The 15,267-nt window shown below is 72.6% G+C and carries 16 protein-coding genes; 14 read left to right on the top strand and 2 right to left on the bottom strand.

Annotated elements, in window-relative coordinates; genetic code table 11:
- Positions 1–2: 2 nt before the first annotated feature.
- The 10 genes from H4O22_RS11820 to H4O22_RS11775 all read left to right on the top strand — a co-directional run bounded on the left by H4O22_RS11820 (position 3) and on the right by H4O22_RS11775 (position 8,371).
- Positions 3–1,178 (top strand): MCE family protein, encoded by a 1,176-nt coding sequence (locus H4O22_RS11820; RefSeq protein ID WP_182523605.1) that lies wholly within the window; start codon positions 3–5, stop codon positions 1,176–1,178.
- Positions 1,175–2,383 carry an MCE family protein gene (locus H4O22_RS11815; protein WP_227466716.1) on the top strand — a complete coding sequence of 403 codons (1,209 nt, stop codon included), beginning with the start codon at positions 1,175–1,177 and terminating at the stop codon, positions 2,381–2,383. Before H4O22_RS11820 ends, H4O22_RS11815 begins: the two co-directional genes overlap by 4 nt.
- Positions 2,380–3,612, top strand: a complete 1,233-nt coding sequence (locus tag H4O22_RS11810) for an MlaD family protein (RefSeq protein ID WP_182523604.1) — start codon at positions 2,380–2,382, stop codon at positions 3,610–3,612. Before H4O22_RS11815 ends, H4O22_RS11810 begins: the two co-directional genes overlap by 4 nt.
- Entirely contained in the window at positions 3,609–4,145 is a 537-nt protein-coding gene (locus tag H4O22_RS11805) for a hypothetical protein (RefSeq protein WP_182523603.1), read from the top strand. The genes H4O22_RS11810 and H4O22_RS11805 overlap by 4 nt, the downstream gene beginning before the upstream one ends.
- Positions 4,146–4,149: 4 nt before the next feature.
- Positions 4,150–4,920, top strand: a complete 771-nt coding sequence (locus tag H4O22_RS11800; RefSeq protein ID WP_182523602.1) for a hypothetical protein — start codon at positions 4,150–4,152, stop codon at positions 4,918–4,920.
- Positions 4,921–4,991: 71 nt separating this feature from the next.
- Positions 4,992–5,984, top strand: a complete 993-nt coding sequence (locus tag H4O22_RS11795; RefSeq protein ID WP_182523601.1) for an NAD(P)/FAD-dependent oxidoreductase — start codon at positions 4,992–4,994, stop codon at positions 5,982–5,984.
- A gap of 8 nt (positions 5,985–5,992) precedes the next feature.
- Positions 5,993–6,184, top strand: a complete 192-nt coding sequence (locus tag H4O22_RS11790) for a ferredoxin (protein WP_182523600.1) — start codon at positions 5,993–5,995, stop codon at positions 6,182–6,184.
- Between the two features lie 4 nt (positions 6,185–6,188).
- Positions 6,189–7,091: a 3-oxoacyl-ACP reductase gene (locus H4O22_RS11785; protein ID WP_182523599.1), complete on the top strand. Its 903-nt coding sequence runs from the start codon at positions 6,189–6,191 to the stop codon at positions 7,089–7,091.
- Positions 7,088–7,864 carry an SDR family NAD(P)-dependent oxidoreductase gene (locus tag H4O22_RS11780; RefSeq protein ID WP_182523598.1) on the top strand — a complete coding sequence of 259 codons (777 nt, stop codon included), beginning with the start codon at positions 7,088–7,090 and terminating at the stop codon, positions 7,862–7,864. Before H4O22_RS11785 ends, H4O22_RS11780 begins: the two co-directional genes overlap by 4 nt.
- 9 nt (positions 7,865–7,873) lie before the next feature.
- Positions 7,874–8,371, top strand: a complete 498-nt coding sequence (locus H4O22_RS11775) for a pyridoxamine 5'-phosphate oxidase family protein (RefSeq protein ID WP_182523597.1) — start codon at positions 7,874–7,876, stop codon at positions 8,369–8,371.
- A 3-nt stretch (positions 8,372–8,374) separates the two neighbouring features.
- On the opposite strand, the gene H4O22_RS11770 is transcribed toward H4O22_RS11775, so the two are convergent.
- Complete coding sequence (locus tag H4O22_RS11770; RefSeq protein ID WP_182523596.1) at positions 8,375–8,977, bottom strand: TetR family transcriptional regulator; 603 nt, start codon at positions 8,975–8,977, stop codon at positions 8,375–8,377.
- A 218-nt stretch (positions 8,978–9,195) separates the two neighbouring features.
- Between H4O22_RS11770 and H4O22_RS11765 the strand changes: the two genes are divergently transcribed.
- Genes H4O22_RS11765 through H4O22_RS11755 form a run of 3 tightly spaced genes read left to right on the top strand, consistent with a single transcriptional unit; the run spans position 9,196 to position 12,263 of the window.
- The gene (locus H4O22_RS11765; RefSeq protein ID WP_182523595.1) at positions 9,196–10,461 is read left to right on the top strand and encodes a glycosyltransferase family 4 protein; all 1,266 of its coding nucleotides are present in this window, start codon (positions 9,196–9,198) and stop codon (positions 10,459–10,461) included.
- The gene (locus H4O22_RS11760) at positions 10,448–11,164 is read left to right on the top strand and encodes a class I SAM-dependent methyltransferase (protein WP_182523594.1); all 717 of its coding nucleotides are present in this window, start codon (positions 10,448–10,450) and stop codon (positions 11,162–11,164) included. The genes H4O22_RS11765 and H4O22_RS11760 overlap by 14 nt, the downstream gene beginning before the upstream one ends.
- On the top strand, positions 11,157–12,263 hold the full coding sequence (locus tag H4O22_RS11755; protein WP_182523593.1) for a prenyltransferase/squalene oxidase repeat-containing protein: 1,107 nt from the start codon (positions 11,157–11,159) through the stop codon (positions 12,261–12,263). Before H4O22_RS11760 ends, H4O22_RS11755 begins: the two co-directional genes overlap by 8 nt.
- Here H4O22_RS11755 and H4O22_RS11750 read toward each other — a convergent pair.
- The gene (locus tag H4O22_RS11750; RefSeq protein WP_182527102.1) at positions 12,222–12,866 is read right to left on the bottom strand and encodes a class I SAM-dependent methyltransferase; all 645 of its coding nucleotides are present in this window, start codon (positions 12,864–12,866) and stop codon (positions 12,222–12,224) included. The two genes, H4O22_RS11755 and H4O22_RS11750, sit on opposite strands and share 42 nt — an antisense overlap.
- Before the next feature lie 64 nt (positions 12,867–12,930).
- Here H4O22_RS11750 and H4O22_RS11745 point away from each other — a divergent pair, with 64 nt between their 5' ends.
- Positions 12,931–15,027: an acyl-CoA dehydrogenase family protein gene (locus H4O22_RS11745; RefSeq protein ID WP_182523592.1), complete on the top strand. Its 2,097-nt coding sequence runs from the start codon at positions 12,931–12,933 to the stop codon at positions 15,025–15,027.
- The last annotated feature ends 240 nt before the right edge of the window (positions 15,028–15,267 follow it).

Genomic DNA, 15,267 nt, shown 5'->3' with positions numbered 1-15,267 from the left:
CGATGTCGTCCCAGACCCAGTCCCGCGCGCTCGCCGCGGCCGTCGCCGTCATCTTGGTGGTGACCCTCGCGCTGGTGCTCCTGGGCCGCGACGAGACCCGCGGCCAGAAGAAGCTGACCGCTCACTTCGCCAGCGCGGTGAGCATCTTCGTCGACACCGAGGTCCGCATCCTCGGCGTCCCGGTCGGCAAGGTGACCGCCGTCGTCCCCGAGGGCGACTCGGTCCGCGTCGACATGCTCTACGACGCGGAGTACGACGTCCCGGCCGATGCGCGCGCGGTCATCGTGACCCCGACCCTCGTCTCGGACCGGTTCATCCAGCTCACCCCGGTGCACACCGGCGGGAAGGCGATGGCCGACGGCGGCGAGATCCCGCTCCGGGAGACCGCGACGCCGGTGGAGCTCGACCGGATCTACGAGAGCCTCTCCACCCTGGCCAACGCGCTCGGCCCGAACGGCGCCAACCGCAACGGCTCCCTCGACACGCTGCTCGCGCGCGGCACCGAGGCCCTCGAGGGGCAGGGCGGGACCGCCAACCAGATGATCCGGGACCTCTCCGCGGCGGCGCAGACCTTCGGCGACAACAGCGGCGACCTGTTCGGGACCGTCCGCCAGCTCAACGCCTTCACCGGGACCCTCGCCCGCAACGACGCGCTCGTCGACGAGTTCATGGGCGACCTGGCCCGGGCGACCAACCAGCTCTCCGGGGAGCGCGAGGAGCTCGGCCGCGCCCTCGAGGCGCTCGCCGGGGCCGTGGGCACCGTCCGCACCTTCGTCAAGGAGAACCGGGAGGCCCTCGTCGGCGAGGTCGAGGACCTCACCGACGTGCTCGACGTGCTCGTCGCCGAGAAGGAGTCGATCATCACCGCGGTCGAGAAGGGGCCGCTCGGGATGGGCAACCTGGCGCTGGGCTTCGACACCAAGACCGGGTCGCAGAACGCGCGGATCCAGGTCGGGCCCAACGTCGAGGACCTCGACGGCTTCCTGTGCGCGCTCGTCACCAACGCCCAGGTGCCGCGCGCCGGCGTCGTCTGCAAGCTGCTCGAGGGCCTGCTCGAGCCGCTCGGGCTGCAGCTCCCCGCCGGCGGCACGCCCCGGGGCACCGGCGACACCCGCGTGCCCGGCGAGGCGGTCCCCGCCCAGGGGCTGCGCGAGCTGCTGGGGGGTGGCCCGCGATGACCGCCCGTCCCGTGCCCCGCCCCGTGCGGCGCGTGCTCGGCGCGGTGGCCGTGCTGGCCGTGGCGGCGCCGCTCCTCGCGGCCTGCGACTTCGACGGCGCCTACGACCTGCCGCTCCCCGGGAGCCCGGTCAGCGGCGAGGAGACGTTCACGGTCACCGCCGACTTCGACGACGTCCTCAACGTCGTCCCGCGGTCGCCGGTGATGGTCAGCGACGTCGTCGTCGGCGAGGTCGACGAGGTCGAGCGCGACGGCTGGAACGCGGAGGTGACGCTGCGGATCCGCAGCGACATCGAGCTGCCCGACAACGCCGTCGCCGAGATCCGCCAGACCAGCCTGCTGGGGGAGAAGTACGTCGACCTCGGCGAGCCCGTGGGCGCGCCGCGCGGCCGGCTGGGGGACGGCGACCACCTCGAGCTGGACGCGACCGGCCGCAACCCGGAGGTCGAGGAGGTGCTGGGCGCGCTCTCGTTCGTGCTCAGCGGCGGCGGGGTCGGCCAGATCCGGCAGATCTCCGACGAGGTCAACGCGCTGATGAGCGGCCGCACCGACGACGTGAAGAGCCTGTTCCGCCGCCTCGACGAGCTCGTGGGGGGCCTCGACGAGCAGAAGGGCGACATCATCGGCGCGATGGAGGCGCTCAACCGGCTGGCCCGGACGCTCAACCAGGAGACCGAGACCATCGACGCGGCGATCCGGTCCACCGGGCCCGCGCTCGAGGTGCTCAACGAGCAGCACGACCAGCTGGTCGCGATGCTGGGCGAGCTCGACCGGCTCGGCGAGGTGGGCACCCGCGTCATCAACGGCACCAAGGAGAACCTCCTCGCCGACCTCGAGCACCTGCGCCCGATCCTGCGCCGGCTCAACGAGACCGGGGACTCGCTCCCGCGCGGCCTCTCGCTGCTGATCAGCTTCCCCTTCCCGGAGGAGGCGCTGGAGATCGTCAAGGGCGACTACGCCAACGCGAAGTTCGCGCTCGACGTCTCCCTCGAGGGGCTGACCCAGATCCTGGAGCCCGGCGACGGCGGCGGGGGCGGCGGCCTGCCGCTGCCCGACATCCCCGGCCTGCCGGACCTGCCCGACATCCCGCTGCCCGACCTCCCCGGCCTCCCGTCGCTGCCGGGCGTCGGCCGGGGTGCGGACGGCTACACGCGGGACTCCACGATCGGCACCGGCGGCGGCCTGCTCGAGGGGGGTCTCGGATGACCCGGGGCGTGAAGACCCGGCTGCTGGCCTTCGTGGTCCTCGCCGCCGTCGGGGTGGTCTACGTCGCGGGCAGCTACCTCGGCCTCGTCGACCGGATCCTCGGCCGCGGCATCGAGGTCGAGGCGACCCTCCCCGGCTCCGGGGGCCTCTTCGAGGGCAGCCAGGTGACCTACCGCGGCGTCAAGGTCGGCGAGGTCGACGCCATGCACGTCACCCGCACGGGCCTGCGGCTGGACCTGGCGCTGGAGGAGGGCACCGAGATCCCGGAGGACTCCCGCCTCGAGGTCCACAACCTCTCCGCGGTCGGCGAGCAGTACCTCGACGTGATCCCGCCCGACGACTCCGGGCCGTACGTCGAGGACGGCGACGTCCTGGTCGGGGACGAGGACAGCCTCCCGGTCGGCGAGGACGACCTGCTCGTCGACCTCGACGAGCTGGTCCGCTCGGTCGACCAGGACAACCTCAACACCGTCATCGAGGAGCTCGGCACCACGTTCCAGGACACGGCCGACCCGCTGGAGCAGATGGTCGAGTCCGGCTCGGACTTCCTCGAGGCGGCCCTGGCGAACGAGGAGGCGACCTTCGGCCTCCTCGACAACGGCCGCACGGTGCTCGAGACCCAGCAGCGGCACCGCACCGACATCCGGGTCTTCGCCCGGTCCCTCGCCGACCTGACCGGCGAGCTGCGCGGCCGGGACCCCGAGCTGCGCACCGTGCTGGAGGGTGGCGGCTCGGCGGTCCGCGAGGTCGAGGCGCTGGTCGCCGGCCTCGAGCCGACGCTGCCGGTCTTCATCGGCGACCTCGTCACCCTCAACCAGATCCTGACCACCCGACTCCCCGCCTTGGAGCAGCTCCTCGTGACGTTCCCCAAGATCGTGGCCAACGGCTTCACCGGCACGCCCGGTGACGGCTACGGCCACATCAACCTCCAGCTGGCGCAGACGCCGGGACCCTGCCGCGACGGCTTCATGCCTACCGACCAGTGGCGCCCGGCGTCCGACCTCACCGATACCGAGATCTTCCCCGCGGAGTGCCGCGAGGGGCCGCCGGCGAACATGCGCGGCTCGAAGTACGCGCCGCGCTTCGGTGGCGACGCCGGCCGCGCCCCCTACGGTCGGGCGGTGACCGACGACCCCCCGGTGACCATCGGCCGCGCCGGCGGCCTCCAGGACCTGTTCGGCGATGACTCCTGGCGCTGGATGCTCCTCGGCCCGGTGGGCGCCTCGTGAGCCGCCGTTGGTCGCTCGCCACCGCGGTGCTCGGTGTCCTCGCCGTCGCGCTGGCGGCGGCGATCGCCGTGACCGCCCTCCGCTCCGACGACGGCCGCAGTGCCCTGGAGCGCGCCGTTACGGGGTCCGCGGACGCTGCCGAGACCGACCTGAGCCGGACGCACCGCGAGGTGGCCGAGGCCGCCCGCGAGCTGACCCTCGCCTTCCTGGAGGTCGACCACCGCGACATGGAGCCGCTCACGAAGGCCGTCCTGGACCGGGCGACGGGGGAGTTCGCCGAGCAGTACGCCGCGAGCGTCGAGGACCTCGTCGACTCCGCGGAGCGCAACGAGTCGGTGAGCTCGGGCGAGGTGCTCTCGCTGGGCATCGGTGACCTCGACGCCGACTCGGCGCTCGTGTACGTCGCCGCCGACAGCGAGGTCGCCAACCTGACCACCGAGGGCACCAAGCAGCCGCGCTACTACCGCCTCCAGATCGACATGGTGCGCGAGGACGATCGCTGGCTGGCCTCCAACGTGCAGTTCGTGAGCTGACCCGATGACCGATGTCCTGGCCCGCGACGAGCGGATCTGTCCCTTCTGCGCCGAGACCATCAAGGCCGCCGCGATCCGGTGCCGCTACTGCAGCTCCGACCTGGAGCCGGCAGCGGCGACGGCGACGGTCGTGGACGCCGAACCCGCCGACGACCTCGACTACCCCGTGGACCCCGAGACCCCCGTCGACCCCGAGCCGTCGGTGGCGCCGGCGGACGAGGTGCCCTCCAGCGAGCCGCGCAAGCCGCGTCGCACGCCGCGTCGCTGGCCGGTCGCGGTGCTCCTCGTGCTGGTGGTGGCCCTGGCGGTCGTCTTCGTGCGGATGCTCGTGGTCGACGAGCCGGAGCCGCCGGCTCCCACCGGCCTGAGCCCGCTCGCGCCCGGGTCGACGTTCACGAGCGAGAGCGTGAAGTCGGCCGGGCTCAGCGCCGCCACCCGGGCCGCCGAGCAGGTGCTGTCGTACTCCGCGACCACGCTGGAGGAGGACCTCGAGGGCGCGCTGCCGCTCCTGGGCCCGAAGATGCAGGAGGAGTACCGCACGACGATCGACGCGATCCGGGAGCAGACCGAGAAGAACGAGGCGGTGGTCGAGGCCGCCGTGGTGGCCGCGTCGGCGATCTCCGCGAGCGACCACGACGTCAAGGCGCTGCTCTTCGTCAACCAGACGACGACCGGCAAGCACCTGGAGCGGCCGCGCGCCGACCTCAACCGCGTGGTGGTGACCCTGCACCGCGACGCGGGCGACTGGATCGTGACGGACCTCGACGCGCTCTGATAGAACTAGCCGGTAGCGTCTAGAACACGTTCTAGTCCGGAGCTCGGGGGGTAGGAGGAGGGATCGCCGTCGTGACCGCAGCCCGCGAGGCCCCCGTCCGCGCGGAGACCGACGTCCTCATCGTCGGGGCCGGCCCCACCGGGCTCTTCGCCGCCTACTACGCCGGGTTCCGCGGGCACCGGGTGGCGATCGTCGACTCCCTGCCCGAGCTCGGCGGGCAGATCACCGCGATGTACCCCGAGAAGGCCATCCTCGACGTCGCCGGGTTCCCGTCGGTCAAGGGCCGCGACCTCGTGGCCGGGCTGGTCGCCCAGGCGGCGACCGCGGCCCCGGCGTACTTCCTGGAGCGGACGGCCACCGACCTCGAGCACCACGTCGACGGCGTGGTCGTGCGGCTCGACGACGGCACCGAGATCACGGCCGGCGCGGTGCTGATCACCGCCGGCATCGGCAAGTTCAGCCCCCGGCCGCTGCCGGCCGGCGAAGGCTGGCTGGGCCGCGGCCTCGCGTTCTTCGTCCCGAGCTTCGCGCCGTACGCCGGCAAGGACGTCGTCATCGTCGGCGGCGGCGACAGCGCGTTCGACTGGGCGCTGCACCTGGAGCCGATCGCCCGGTCGGTGACCCTGGTGCACCGGCGCGACGCCTTCCGCGCCCACGAGCGCACCGTCCAGCAGGTGCGGGACTCCTCGGTGCGGATCATCACCCGGGCCGAGGTGACCGCGCTCTCCGGCACCGACACGGTGCAGTCCGTCGACGTCACGGTCGACGGCGAGACGACCACGCTGCCGGCGCAGGCGGTGGTCGCCGCGCTCGGCTTCATCGCCGACCTCGGCCCGCTGCAGCAGTGGGGGATCGAGGTCGCCAAGCGGCACGTCGTGGTCGACCCCGCCATGCGCACCAGCCTGCCGCGGGTCTTCGCGGCGGGCGACATCACGGAGTACCCGGGCAAGGTCCGGCTGATCGCCGTCGGCTTCGGCGAGGCCGCGACCGCCGTCAACAACGCGACCGTGGCGATCGACCCGACCGCGAAGGTCTTTCCGGGCCACTCCAGCGAAGGGAGCTGAGGAGCAGCATGAAGATCAAGGTGGACTTCGACCTGTGCGAGTCCAACGGGCTGTGCGAGGCGATGGCGCCCGAGGTGTTCGAGCTCGACGACGACGACTACCTCCAGGTCAAGGCGGACGAGACGTCCCCGGAGAACCTCGAGAACGTCAAGCGCGCTGTGGCAGCCTGCCCGCGCGCCGCAATCAGTCTGGAGGACTGAGAACATGACCGACCTGCTTTCCCTCGACGGCCGCGTCGCCGTCGTCACCGGCGCCGGCGCCGGTCTCGGCCGCGCCGAGGCGCTGGCCCTCTCCGCCGCGGGTGCCCGGGTGGTGCTCAACGACCTTCCCGGTGCCGCCGACGACGCCGCCGAGGAGATCCGTGGCCGCGGGGGCGAGGCGAGGGTCGTCGAGGGCGACGTCGCCGAGCGCAGCACCGCCGACGCGATGGTCGCCGCCGCCGTCGACGGCTTCGGCAGCCTCGACATCGTGGTCAACAACGCCGGCATGACCCGCGACCGGATGCTGTTCAACATGTCCGACGAGGAGTGGGACGCGGTCATCCGCGTGCACCTGCGGGGCCACTTCCTGCTGACCCGCAACGCCGCGTCGTACTGGCGGGCGAAGGCGAAGGAGACCGGCGCCCCGGTCGACGCGAGCGTGGTCAACACCGCCTCCGAGGCGTTCCTCAGCGGCCCTCCGGGACAGGCCAACTACGGCGCCGCCAAGGCCGGCATCGCCGCGCTGACGGTCTCGACCGCCCGCGCGATGGCGAGCAGCGGCGTGCGCGCCAACGCGATCTGCCCGCGGGCCCGCACCGCGATGACCGCGCAGGTCTTCGGCGAGGACACCTCCGGCGAGGAGGTCGACCCCTACTCCCCGGAGCACGTCGCGCCGCTGGTCGCCTACCTCGCCTCGCCGGCCGCCGCCGCGATCACCGCCCAGGTCTTCGTCGTGTACGGCGGGATGGTGGCGCTCGTCGCGCCGCCGACCCTCGAGCAGCGCTTCGACACCACCGGCTCGACCTGGGACCTCGGCGAGCTCGACAAGCAGCTCGGCGGCTACTTCGAGGGCCGCGACCCCGCGAAGGGGTTCTCCGCCGACGAGATCATGCGGCTCCAGGCGTGAGGCCGGGACGCCTGGCCGGCAAGGTCGCCATCGTCACCGGCGGCGCGATGGGCCAGGGCGCGGCGATCGTGCGCGCGTACGTCGCCGAGGGCGCCTCGGTCGCCGTCGCCGACGTGGCCCAGGAGGAGGGGCAGGCGCTGGCCGACTCGCTGTGCGCGGAGGCGGGCGCCGAGGTGGCCCGCTTCACCCGCCACGACGTCAGCGACGAGGCCTCCTGGGCCGCGCTGGTCGCCGACACCGACGAGCGGTTCGGCCCGGTCGGGATCCTGGCGAACAACGCCGGCATCCTCCGCTTCGGGCAGGTCGAGAGCCAGGACCTCGCCGAGCTCGAGCTGATGTTCCGGGTCAACCAGCTCGGCCCGTTCCTCGGCATGCGCGCCGTGGCCCGGACCATGCGGAAGAACGGTGGCGGCTCGATCATCAACGCCTCCTCGACCGAGGGCCTCGGCGGGATGGCCGGCACCGTCGCGTACGGCGCCACCAAGTTCGCCGTCCGCGGCATGACCAAGGGCGCCGCCCACGAGCTCGGCCAGCACGGCATCCGGGTCAACTCGGTGCACCCCGGCATGATCGACACCCCGATGACGCGCGTGCACGGCGGCGACGCCGCCATGGAGTACGGCGCCTCGAAGGTGCCGCTGCGTCGCGTCGGGCTGCCCGAGGACGTCGCGCCGCTCTACGTCTTCCTCGGCAGCGACGAGTCCTCCTACATCAACGGCGCAGAGATAGCGATCGACGGCGGGGTCACCGCGACCCACGCCTTCGGCGGATAAGGGATACCGATGGCCAACCAACGCAGCCAGATCGTCATGTCCGAGGACGAGATCGACACGTTCCTCACCCAGCAGCGCAGCGCCACCATCGCCACGATGGGGCCCGCGGGCCAGGTCCACCTGGTCGCCATGTGGTACGCGTGGTTCGACGGCCACCTCTGGATCGAGACCAAGGCGAAGTCGCAGAAGGTCGTCAACCTGCGGCGCGACGGGCGGATGAGCTTCCTCGTCGAGGCCGGCCACACCTACGACCAGCTGCGCGGGGTCTCCCTCGAGGGCGCCGGCGTCGTGGTCGAGGACCCGGAGGTGGTGTGGAAGGTGTGCGTCGACATCTTCGAGCGCTACAACGCGCCGTACACCGAGGAGCTGCGGCCGTTCGTGGAGCTGATGGCCAAGAACCGCGTCGTGGTCCGGCTGGACGCGGACCGGGTGCGCTCCTGGGACCACCGCAAGCTCGGGATGGACCCGATCACGCTCGGTGGGTCGACGGCGGCGTTCCTGGAGTAGCCGCTACTCGCGGAGCAGCAGCCGGACCGCGGTCTCCATGTGCTGGGCGGTCTCGGCGGCCGTGGTGCGGCCGGTGACCCAGCCGACGAGCGAGGACAGCCACACGTCGCCGATCACCCGGGCGATCGCCACGTCGTCCTCGGTCTGCTCGACCTGGTCGGGGTGCATGGCCCGGGTCATCATCTGGGTGAGCAGCATGCCCACGGTGTGGATCTCGGTGCGCACCGAGGCGTCGGCGAACATGAACGCCCGGGTCAGCGCCTCCGTGAGGTGAGGGTCGCCCTGCATGCCGCGGGTGGTGCGCTTGAGCACGTGGACGACCCGCTCGGCGGCGGTGTCGCCGGTGACCGGCCGGTCCCGCATCGTGGCGTCCGAGCGCTCGAGCTCGCGGCCGAGCGCGGAGACGAGCAGGTGGATCTTGGACGGGAAGTAGCGGTACAGCGTGCCCAGGGCGACGTCGGCCCGGTCCGCCACGGCCCGCATCTGGACGGCGTCGAAGCCGCCCTGCGACGCCAGCTCGATGGTGGCGTCGAGGATGCGCTTGCGGCGCTCGCGCTGCGCGGCCGATCCGAGCTCGTCGGCGCTGAGCGAGTTGGCAGTGCTCACCAGGGGGTCCCCATGCCTTCGTGTGCCTTCGTGGGTGTGGTCATCGTCACGACGGCGGGACGACGGGGTCGCCTCGGCCAGGACGGCGAAACCAGGTACGGTCCTGAGGCTAGCAAGTCGTGGGGCATGATAGGAACACGTTCCACTTCGTCCGGCCCGGCGCGTCACCGCCTCCGGCACGTGTCCGGATGCCGTCACCAAGAAGGGACGCGACGATCATGCGCGTGGCTTTGCTGTCCTATCGCAGCCACCCCCACACCGGGGGCCAGGGGATCTACCTGCGACACCTGAGCCGGGAGCTGGCCAACCTCGGGCACACCGTCGAGATCTTCTCCGGGCAGCCCTACCCCGACCTCGACCACCCCGACGTCCGCCTGACGAAGGTGCCGAGCCTCGACCTGTACCGCCAGCCGGACCCGTTCCGGGTGCCGAAGCTGCGCGAGTTCCGCGACCTCGTCGACGTCGAGGAGTTCGCGACCATGTGCATGGCCGGCTTCCCGGAGCCCAAGACGTTCAGCACCCGGGTCGCCCGGCTGCTGCGCGACCGGGTCGACGACTTCGACATCGTCCACGACAACCAGGTGCTCGGCTACGGGATGCTCGACATCGAGAAGCACGGCCTGCCGCTGATCACCACGCTGCACCACCCGATCACCTTCGACCGGCGCATCGACATCAGCCAGACCCGCAACCCGTGGCGCAAGCTCACGCTCAGCCGCTGGTACGGCTTCCTCCGGATGCAGCGCAAGGTCGCGCGCCAGGCGCGCAAGATCCTCACCCCGTCGGAGGCCTCCAAGCGCGACATCGCCACGGACTTCGGGGTCGACCCTGCCCGGATGCAGGTGATCCTGCTCGGGGTCGAGGACGGCTTCGTGCCGCCCACCAAGCCGCGCGTCGCGGGCCGGATCCTGGCGATGGCCAGCGCGGACGCGCCCATGAAGGGCATCGCGACGCTGCTTGAGGCGTTCGCCAAGCTGCGCACCGAGCGCGACATCGAGCTGGTGCTGGTCACCAAGCCGCGGCCCGGCGGCCGCACCGAGCGGCTGATCGCCGAGCTGTCGATCGGGGACTCGGTCCGGTTCGTGCACGGCATCAGCGACGCCCAGCTGATCGAGCTGATGGGCTCGGCCGAGCTCGCGTGCGTGCCGTCCCTCTACGAGGGCTTCTCGCTGCCGACCGCCGAGCTGATGGCCTGCGCGACCCCGCTGGTCGTCTCGCGGGCCGGCGCCATCCCCGAGGTCGTCGGCCCCGACGGGCTGTGCGCCGACCTGGTCACGCCCGGCGACGTCGGCGAGCTGACCGCCGCGCTGGGCGCCCTGCTCGACGACCCCGAGCGGCGCGACCGGATGGGACGCGCCGGACGGCAGCGGGTCCAGGAGCTGTTCAGCTGGCGCGCGGTCGCGGCGACCGTCGCGACGGCGTACGAGGAAGTGATCGCCGACTATCGGCGCGACCGTGAGGAGACCAACCGTGCTGACCGTTGACTTCGACCGCCTGGGCCTCAAGCCCGGCGACCGCGTGCTCGACATGGGGTGCGGCGGCGGCCGGCACGCGTTCGAGATGTACCGCCGGGGGGCGGACGTGATCGCCTTCGACATGGACGCCGACGAGCTGGCGGGGGTCCGTGAGGTCTTCCTGGGCATGAAGGACGCCGGCGAGGTGCCCGAGGGCGCCGAGGCCGACGTCAAGGAGGGCGACGCCCTGGCGCTGCCCTTCGCCGACGGCGAGTTCGACCGGATCATCGCCGCCGAGGTGCTCGAGCACGTCCCGGCCGACATCCAGGCGATCCAGGAGCTGGTGCGGGTCCTGCGGCCGGGCGGCACGCTCGCGGTGTCGGTGCCGCGGTGGTTCCCCGAGGTCGTGAACTGGAAGCTCTCCGACGACTACCACAACGTCGAGGGCGGGCACATCCGGATCTACACCGACAAGGAGCTCTCCGACAAGCTGGTCAAGGCCGGCCTGGAGCTGGAGGGCAAGGCCTACACCCACGGCCTGCACGCGCCGTACTGGTGGATCAAGTGCGCCGTCGGCGTCACCAACGACGACCACCCGCTCGCGAAGGCCTACCACCGCCTGCTCGTGTGGGAGATCATGAAGCAGCCCAAGGCCCTGCAGCTCGCCGGCAAGGTCCTCGACCCGCTGATCGGCAAGAGCATGGTGCTCTACCTGCGGAAGCCGCATGTCTGAGGAGCTGCCCTCCGTCCGGGACGTGCTCACCGGGCAGCAGGTGGCCGACACCGCGCGGTCCATCGCCGCCATGCAGGAGCCGTGCGGGGCGATCCCGTGGACGACGGGCGAGCACGCCGACATCTGGAACCACGTCGAGGCCGCGATGGCGCTGCTCGTCGGTGGCCAGGTCGAGGCGGCCGAGCGCGCCTACCGCTGGGTGCCGACCATGCAGCGCCCCGACGGCTCGTGGCCGATGAAGATCGTCGACGGCCGGGCCGAGGACGAGCGCGGCGAGGTCAACATGAGCGCCTACCTCGCGGTCGGCGTGTGGCACCACTGGCTGGTCCGCCACGACCCGGCGTTCGTCGCCGAGCTGTGGCCCTCGGTCCGCGCCGGCCTGGACTGGGTGGTCTCCCAGCAGGTCGCCTTCGGCGGCATCAACTGGACGCCCACCGAGTCGCTGAGCCTGCTCGCCGGCTCCTCCAGCATCTACCACTCGCTGCGCGCCGGCGTCGCGCTCGCCGAGCTGCTCGACGACCCGCAGCCGGAGTGGGAGCTCGCCGGCGGCCGGCTCGGGCACGCGCTGCGCGAGCACCGCGACCTGTTCGCCGACAAGTCGACGTACTCGATGGACTGGTACTACCCGGTCCTCGGCGGCGCGGTGCGCGGTCAGGCGGCGTACGACCTGCTCGCGACGCGGTGGGACGACTTCGTCGTCCCGGGTCTCGGCATCCACTGCGTCGACACCAACCCCTGGGTCACCGGGGCGGAGACGTGCGAGCTGGTGATGGCGCTGGACAACATCGGCGACCACCGCCGTGCGCTGACGCTGCTCACCGACATGCAGCACCTGCGCGAGCCCGACGGGCGCTACGGCACCGGCTGGGTCTACGCCGGGGAGAACCCGGACGTGCGCTGGCCCGCGGAGCACACGACGTACACGGCGGCTGCGGTGGTCCTCGCCGTGGACGCGCTGGGGGAGACCCACGGGCACAGCACGCCGGGCTCGGGGATCTACCGCGGGACGTCGCTGGCGCCGCACTTCAGCGAGCTCGCGCTCGAGTGCGGGTGCCCGTCAGCCGACGGCGTCACCCGCGTGCCCGGCCGTACGACGTAGCACCCGCATCGACCCGACCGCCTCGACGTCCTCGAAGCTGCCGCTCTCGAGGGCGCGCAGGTAGACGTGGTACGGCGCCTGGCCACCGTCCGCGGGGTCGGCGAAGACGTCGTGGATGACCAGGTGGCCGCCGGGCATCAGCCAGCGCGCCCACCCGGAGTAGTCGTTCTGCGCGTGCTCCTCGGCGTGCCCGCCGTCGATGAACAGCATCGAGAGCGGGGTGCGCCAGTGGGCGCTCACCGTGGTGCTGCGGCCGACGACCGCGACGACCTGCTCCTCGAGGCCGGCCAGCGCGAGCGTGCGACGGAAGACCGGCAGGGTGTCCATCAGCCCGAGCTCGTCGTCGACGAGCGAGGCGTCGTGGTGCTCCCAGCCGGCCTGGTTCTCCTCGGAGCCGCGGTGGTGGTCGACGGTGAACACCGTGCCGCCGACCTCGCGTGCGGCGGCGCCGAGGTAGATCGCGGACTTGCCGCAGTAGGTGCCCACCTCGAGCGCGGGGCCGTGGGGGAGCCGCTCGAGCGCGACGCGGTGCAGCAGCGCCCCCTCGTCCTCGGGCATGAAGCCCTTGGCGGCGCGGGCGTGGTCCAGCAGGTCGGCGGGCATGTCCGTCACGGAGCCAGCCTAGTAGAGTTAGAACACGTTCTAGTCTGCGGCCGGAAGGGTTGCCATGTCGATCGGGATCTCCGACGAGCACGTCGAGCTGGCGAGCAGCCTGCGCAAGTGGGCGGCGTCGCTGGACGGCCCGTCCGTGGCGCGTGCCGCCGAGGAGGACGCCGCTGCTGACTTCGCCGCGACCTGGGCGGCGATCGGCGAGATGGGCGTGGCCACGATCGGGCTGCCCGAGGCGGCCGGGGGCGGTGGCGGCTCCGTGCTCGACGTCGCGGTCGCACTCGAGGCGTGCGCCCACGAGCTGGTGCCGGGGCCGCTGCTCGGGCCGGCGGTCGCCGCGCTGCTGCTCGGGGAGTCGCCGCTGGCGGCCGAGCTCGGGGAGGGGGCGGTCGTCGCCCTCGCCCTCTCCGACGTCGTGTGGGACGCGCCGTCGGCGACGCAGGTGCTGACCGCCGACGACTCCGGCTCCTGGTCGGTGCTGCCGCGCTCCGCGGTCGAGGTCACCGACGCGCTCGGGGTCGACCTGAGCCGGCGCCACGGCACCCTCCGCGTGCTCGACGAGTCGGCGCGGGTGCCGGTGCCGCACCTGGACGCCGAGCTGGTCCGTCGTACCGCCGTGACGCTGGGGGCCGCCGAGGCGGCCGGCCTGGCGCGCTGGTGCCTGGAGACGGCGGTCGAGTACGCGAAGGTGCGCGAGCAGTTCGGGAAGAAGATCGGCAGCTTCCAGGCGATCAAGCACCTGTGCGCCGAGATGCTCGAGACCGCCGAGTCCGTCACCGCGGCCGCCTGGGACGTCGCGTGCGCCGCCCAGCGCGGCCTCGCGGGCGCCGACGACGACCAGTGGGCGTTCGCCGCCGACGTCGCCGCCGCGATCGCCTTCGACGGGGCGCTCTCGGTCGCCAAGTCCTGCATCCAGGTCCTCGGCGGCATCGGGTTCACCTTCGAGCACGACGCCCACCTGTACTACCGCCGCGCCGCGGCGCTGCGCGCCCTCCTCGGCGGCCGGGACGACGCCGCCGAGCGGCTGACGGCGCGGGCGGTCGACGGCGTACGCCGGCGGCTGGAGGTCGACCTCGACGGCCGCGACGCGGAGCTCCGCGACGAGGTCCGGGCGCGGGCCGGCGAGATCGCCGCGCAGCCGGAGGAGCGCCGACGCGAGGCGCTGGTCGAGGCCGGCTACCTGACGCCGCACTGGCCCGCGCCGTACGGCATCGGCGCGGACGCGGTCGCCCAGATCGTCATCGACCAGGAGCTGGAGCGGGCCGGGGTCACCCGGCCGGACATCGTGATCGCGGGCTGGGCGCTGCCGACGATCCTCGAGCATGGGACCGACGAGCAGCGGGAGCGCTTCGTGCGGCCCTCGCTGCTCGGTGAGCTGGTCTGGTGCCAGCTGTTCTCCGAGCCGGGGGCCGGCTCGGACCTGGCGTCGCTGCGCACCCGCGCCGTGAAGGTGGACGGCGGCTGGCGGCTCACCGGGCAGAAGGTGTGGACCTCGGTCGCGCAGAAGGCGGACTGGGGCATCTGCCTGGCGCGCACCGACCCCGACGCCCCGCAGCACCGGGGGATCACCTACTTCCTGGTGGACATGCGGAACAGCGAGGGGATCGACGTACGACCCCTGCGGGAGATCACCGGCGAGGCGCTGTTCAACGAGGTCTTCCTCGACGACGTGTTCGTGCCCGACGAGCTCGTGGTCGCCCAGCCGGGCGACGGCTGGCGGCTCGCGCGGACCACGCTGGCCAACGAGCGGGTCGCGATGGCGAGCAGCCGGCTGAGCAAGAGCACCGAGCGGGCCGTCGCGCTGGTCGCGGACGGCCGGGGCTCGGCGGCGCAGCGGGTGGCCGTCGGGCACTCCGTCGCGCTGTCCACGGTGTGCTCGCTGCTCGGCGTCCGCACGGTGCTGCGGTCGCTGGCCGGGCAGGGCCCCGGGCCAGAGTCGTCGGTGGCGAAGCTCCTCGGCGTCCGCAACCGCCAGGAGGGCTCCGAGCTCGTCGTCTCCCTGCACGGCGACCGCGTGGTCGTCGCCGGCAGCGACGACCAGGTGCGCGCCGACATGTGGGAGATGCTCAACACCCGGTGCCTCTCCATCGCCGGTGGCACCACCCAGATCCTCCGCAACGTCGCCGGCGAGCGGATCCTCGGCCTCCCGCGCTAGACGTCCGGTGGTCGAGCAGCGACCTCCGGTGGTCGAGCAGCGAGGAGCGCCAGCGACGAGCGTTGTCGAGACCCCCGCAGGGTGGCTGGGGCTTGGATCGGCGTCGTACGTCGGCTTTCGGGGTCTCGACAGCGATCGCCGGTGGTCGAGCAGCGAGGAGCGCCAGCGACGAGCGTTGTCGAGACCCCCGCAGGGTGGCTGGGGCTTGGATCGGCATCGTAGGTCGGGTGACGGGGTCTC

Source organism: Nocardioides dongkuii (assembly GCF_014127485.1).
In the GTDB taxonomy this organism is placed as follows: Bacteria; Actinomycetota; Actinomycetes; order Propionibacteriales; family Nocardioidaceae; genus Nocardioides; species Nocardioides dongkuii.
The sequence above is the reverse complement of the archived record's forward strand: the minus strand, read 5'-3'. Positions and strand labels throughout refer to the sequence as shown.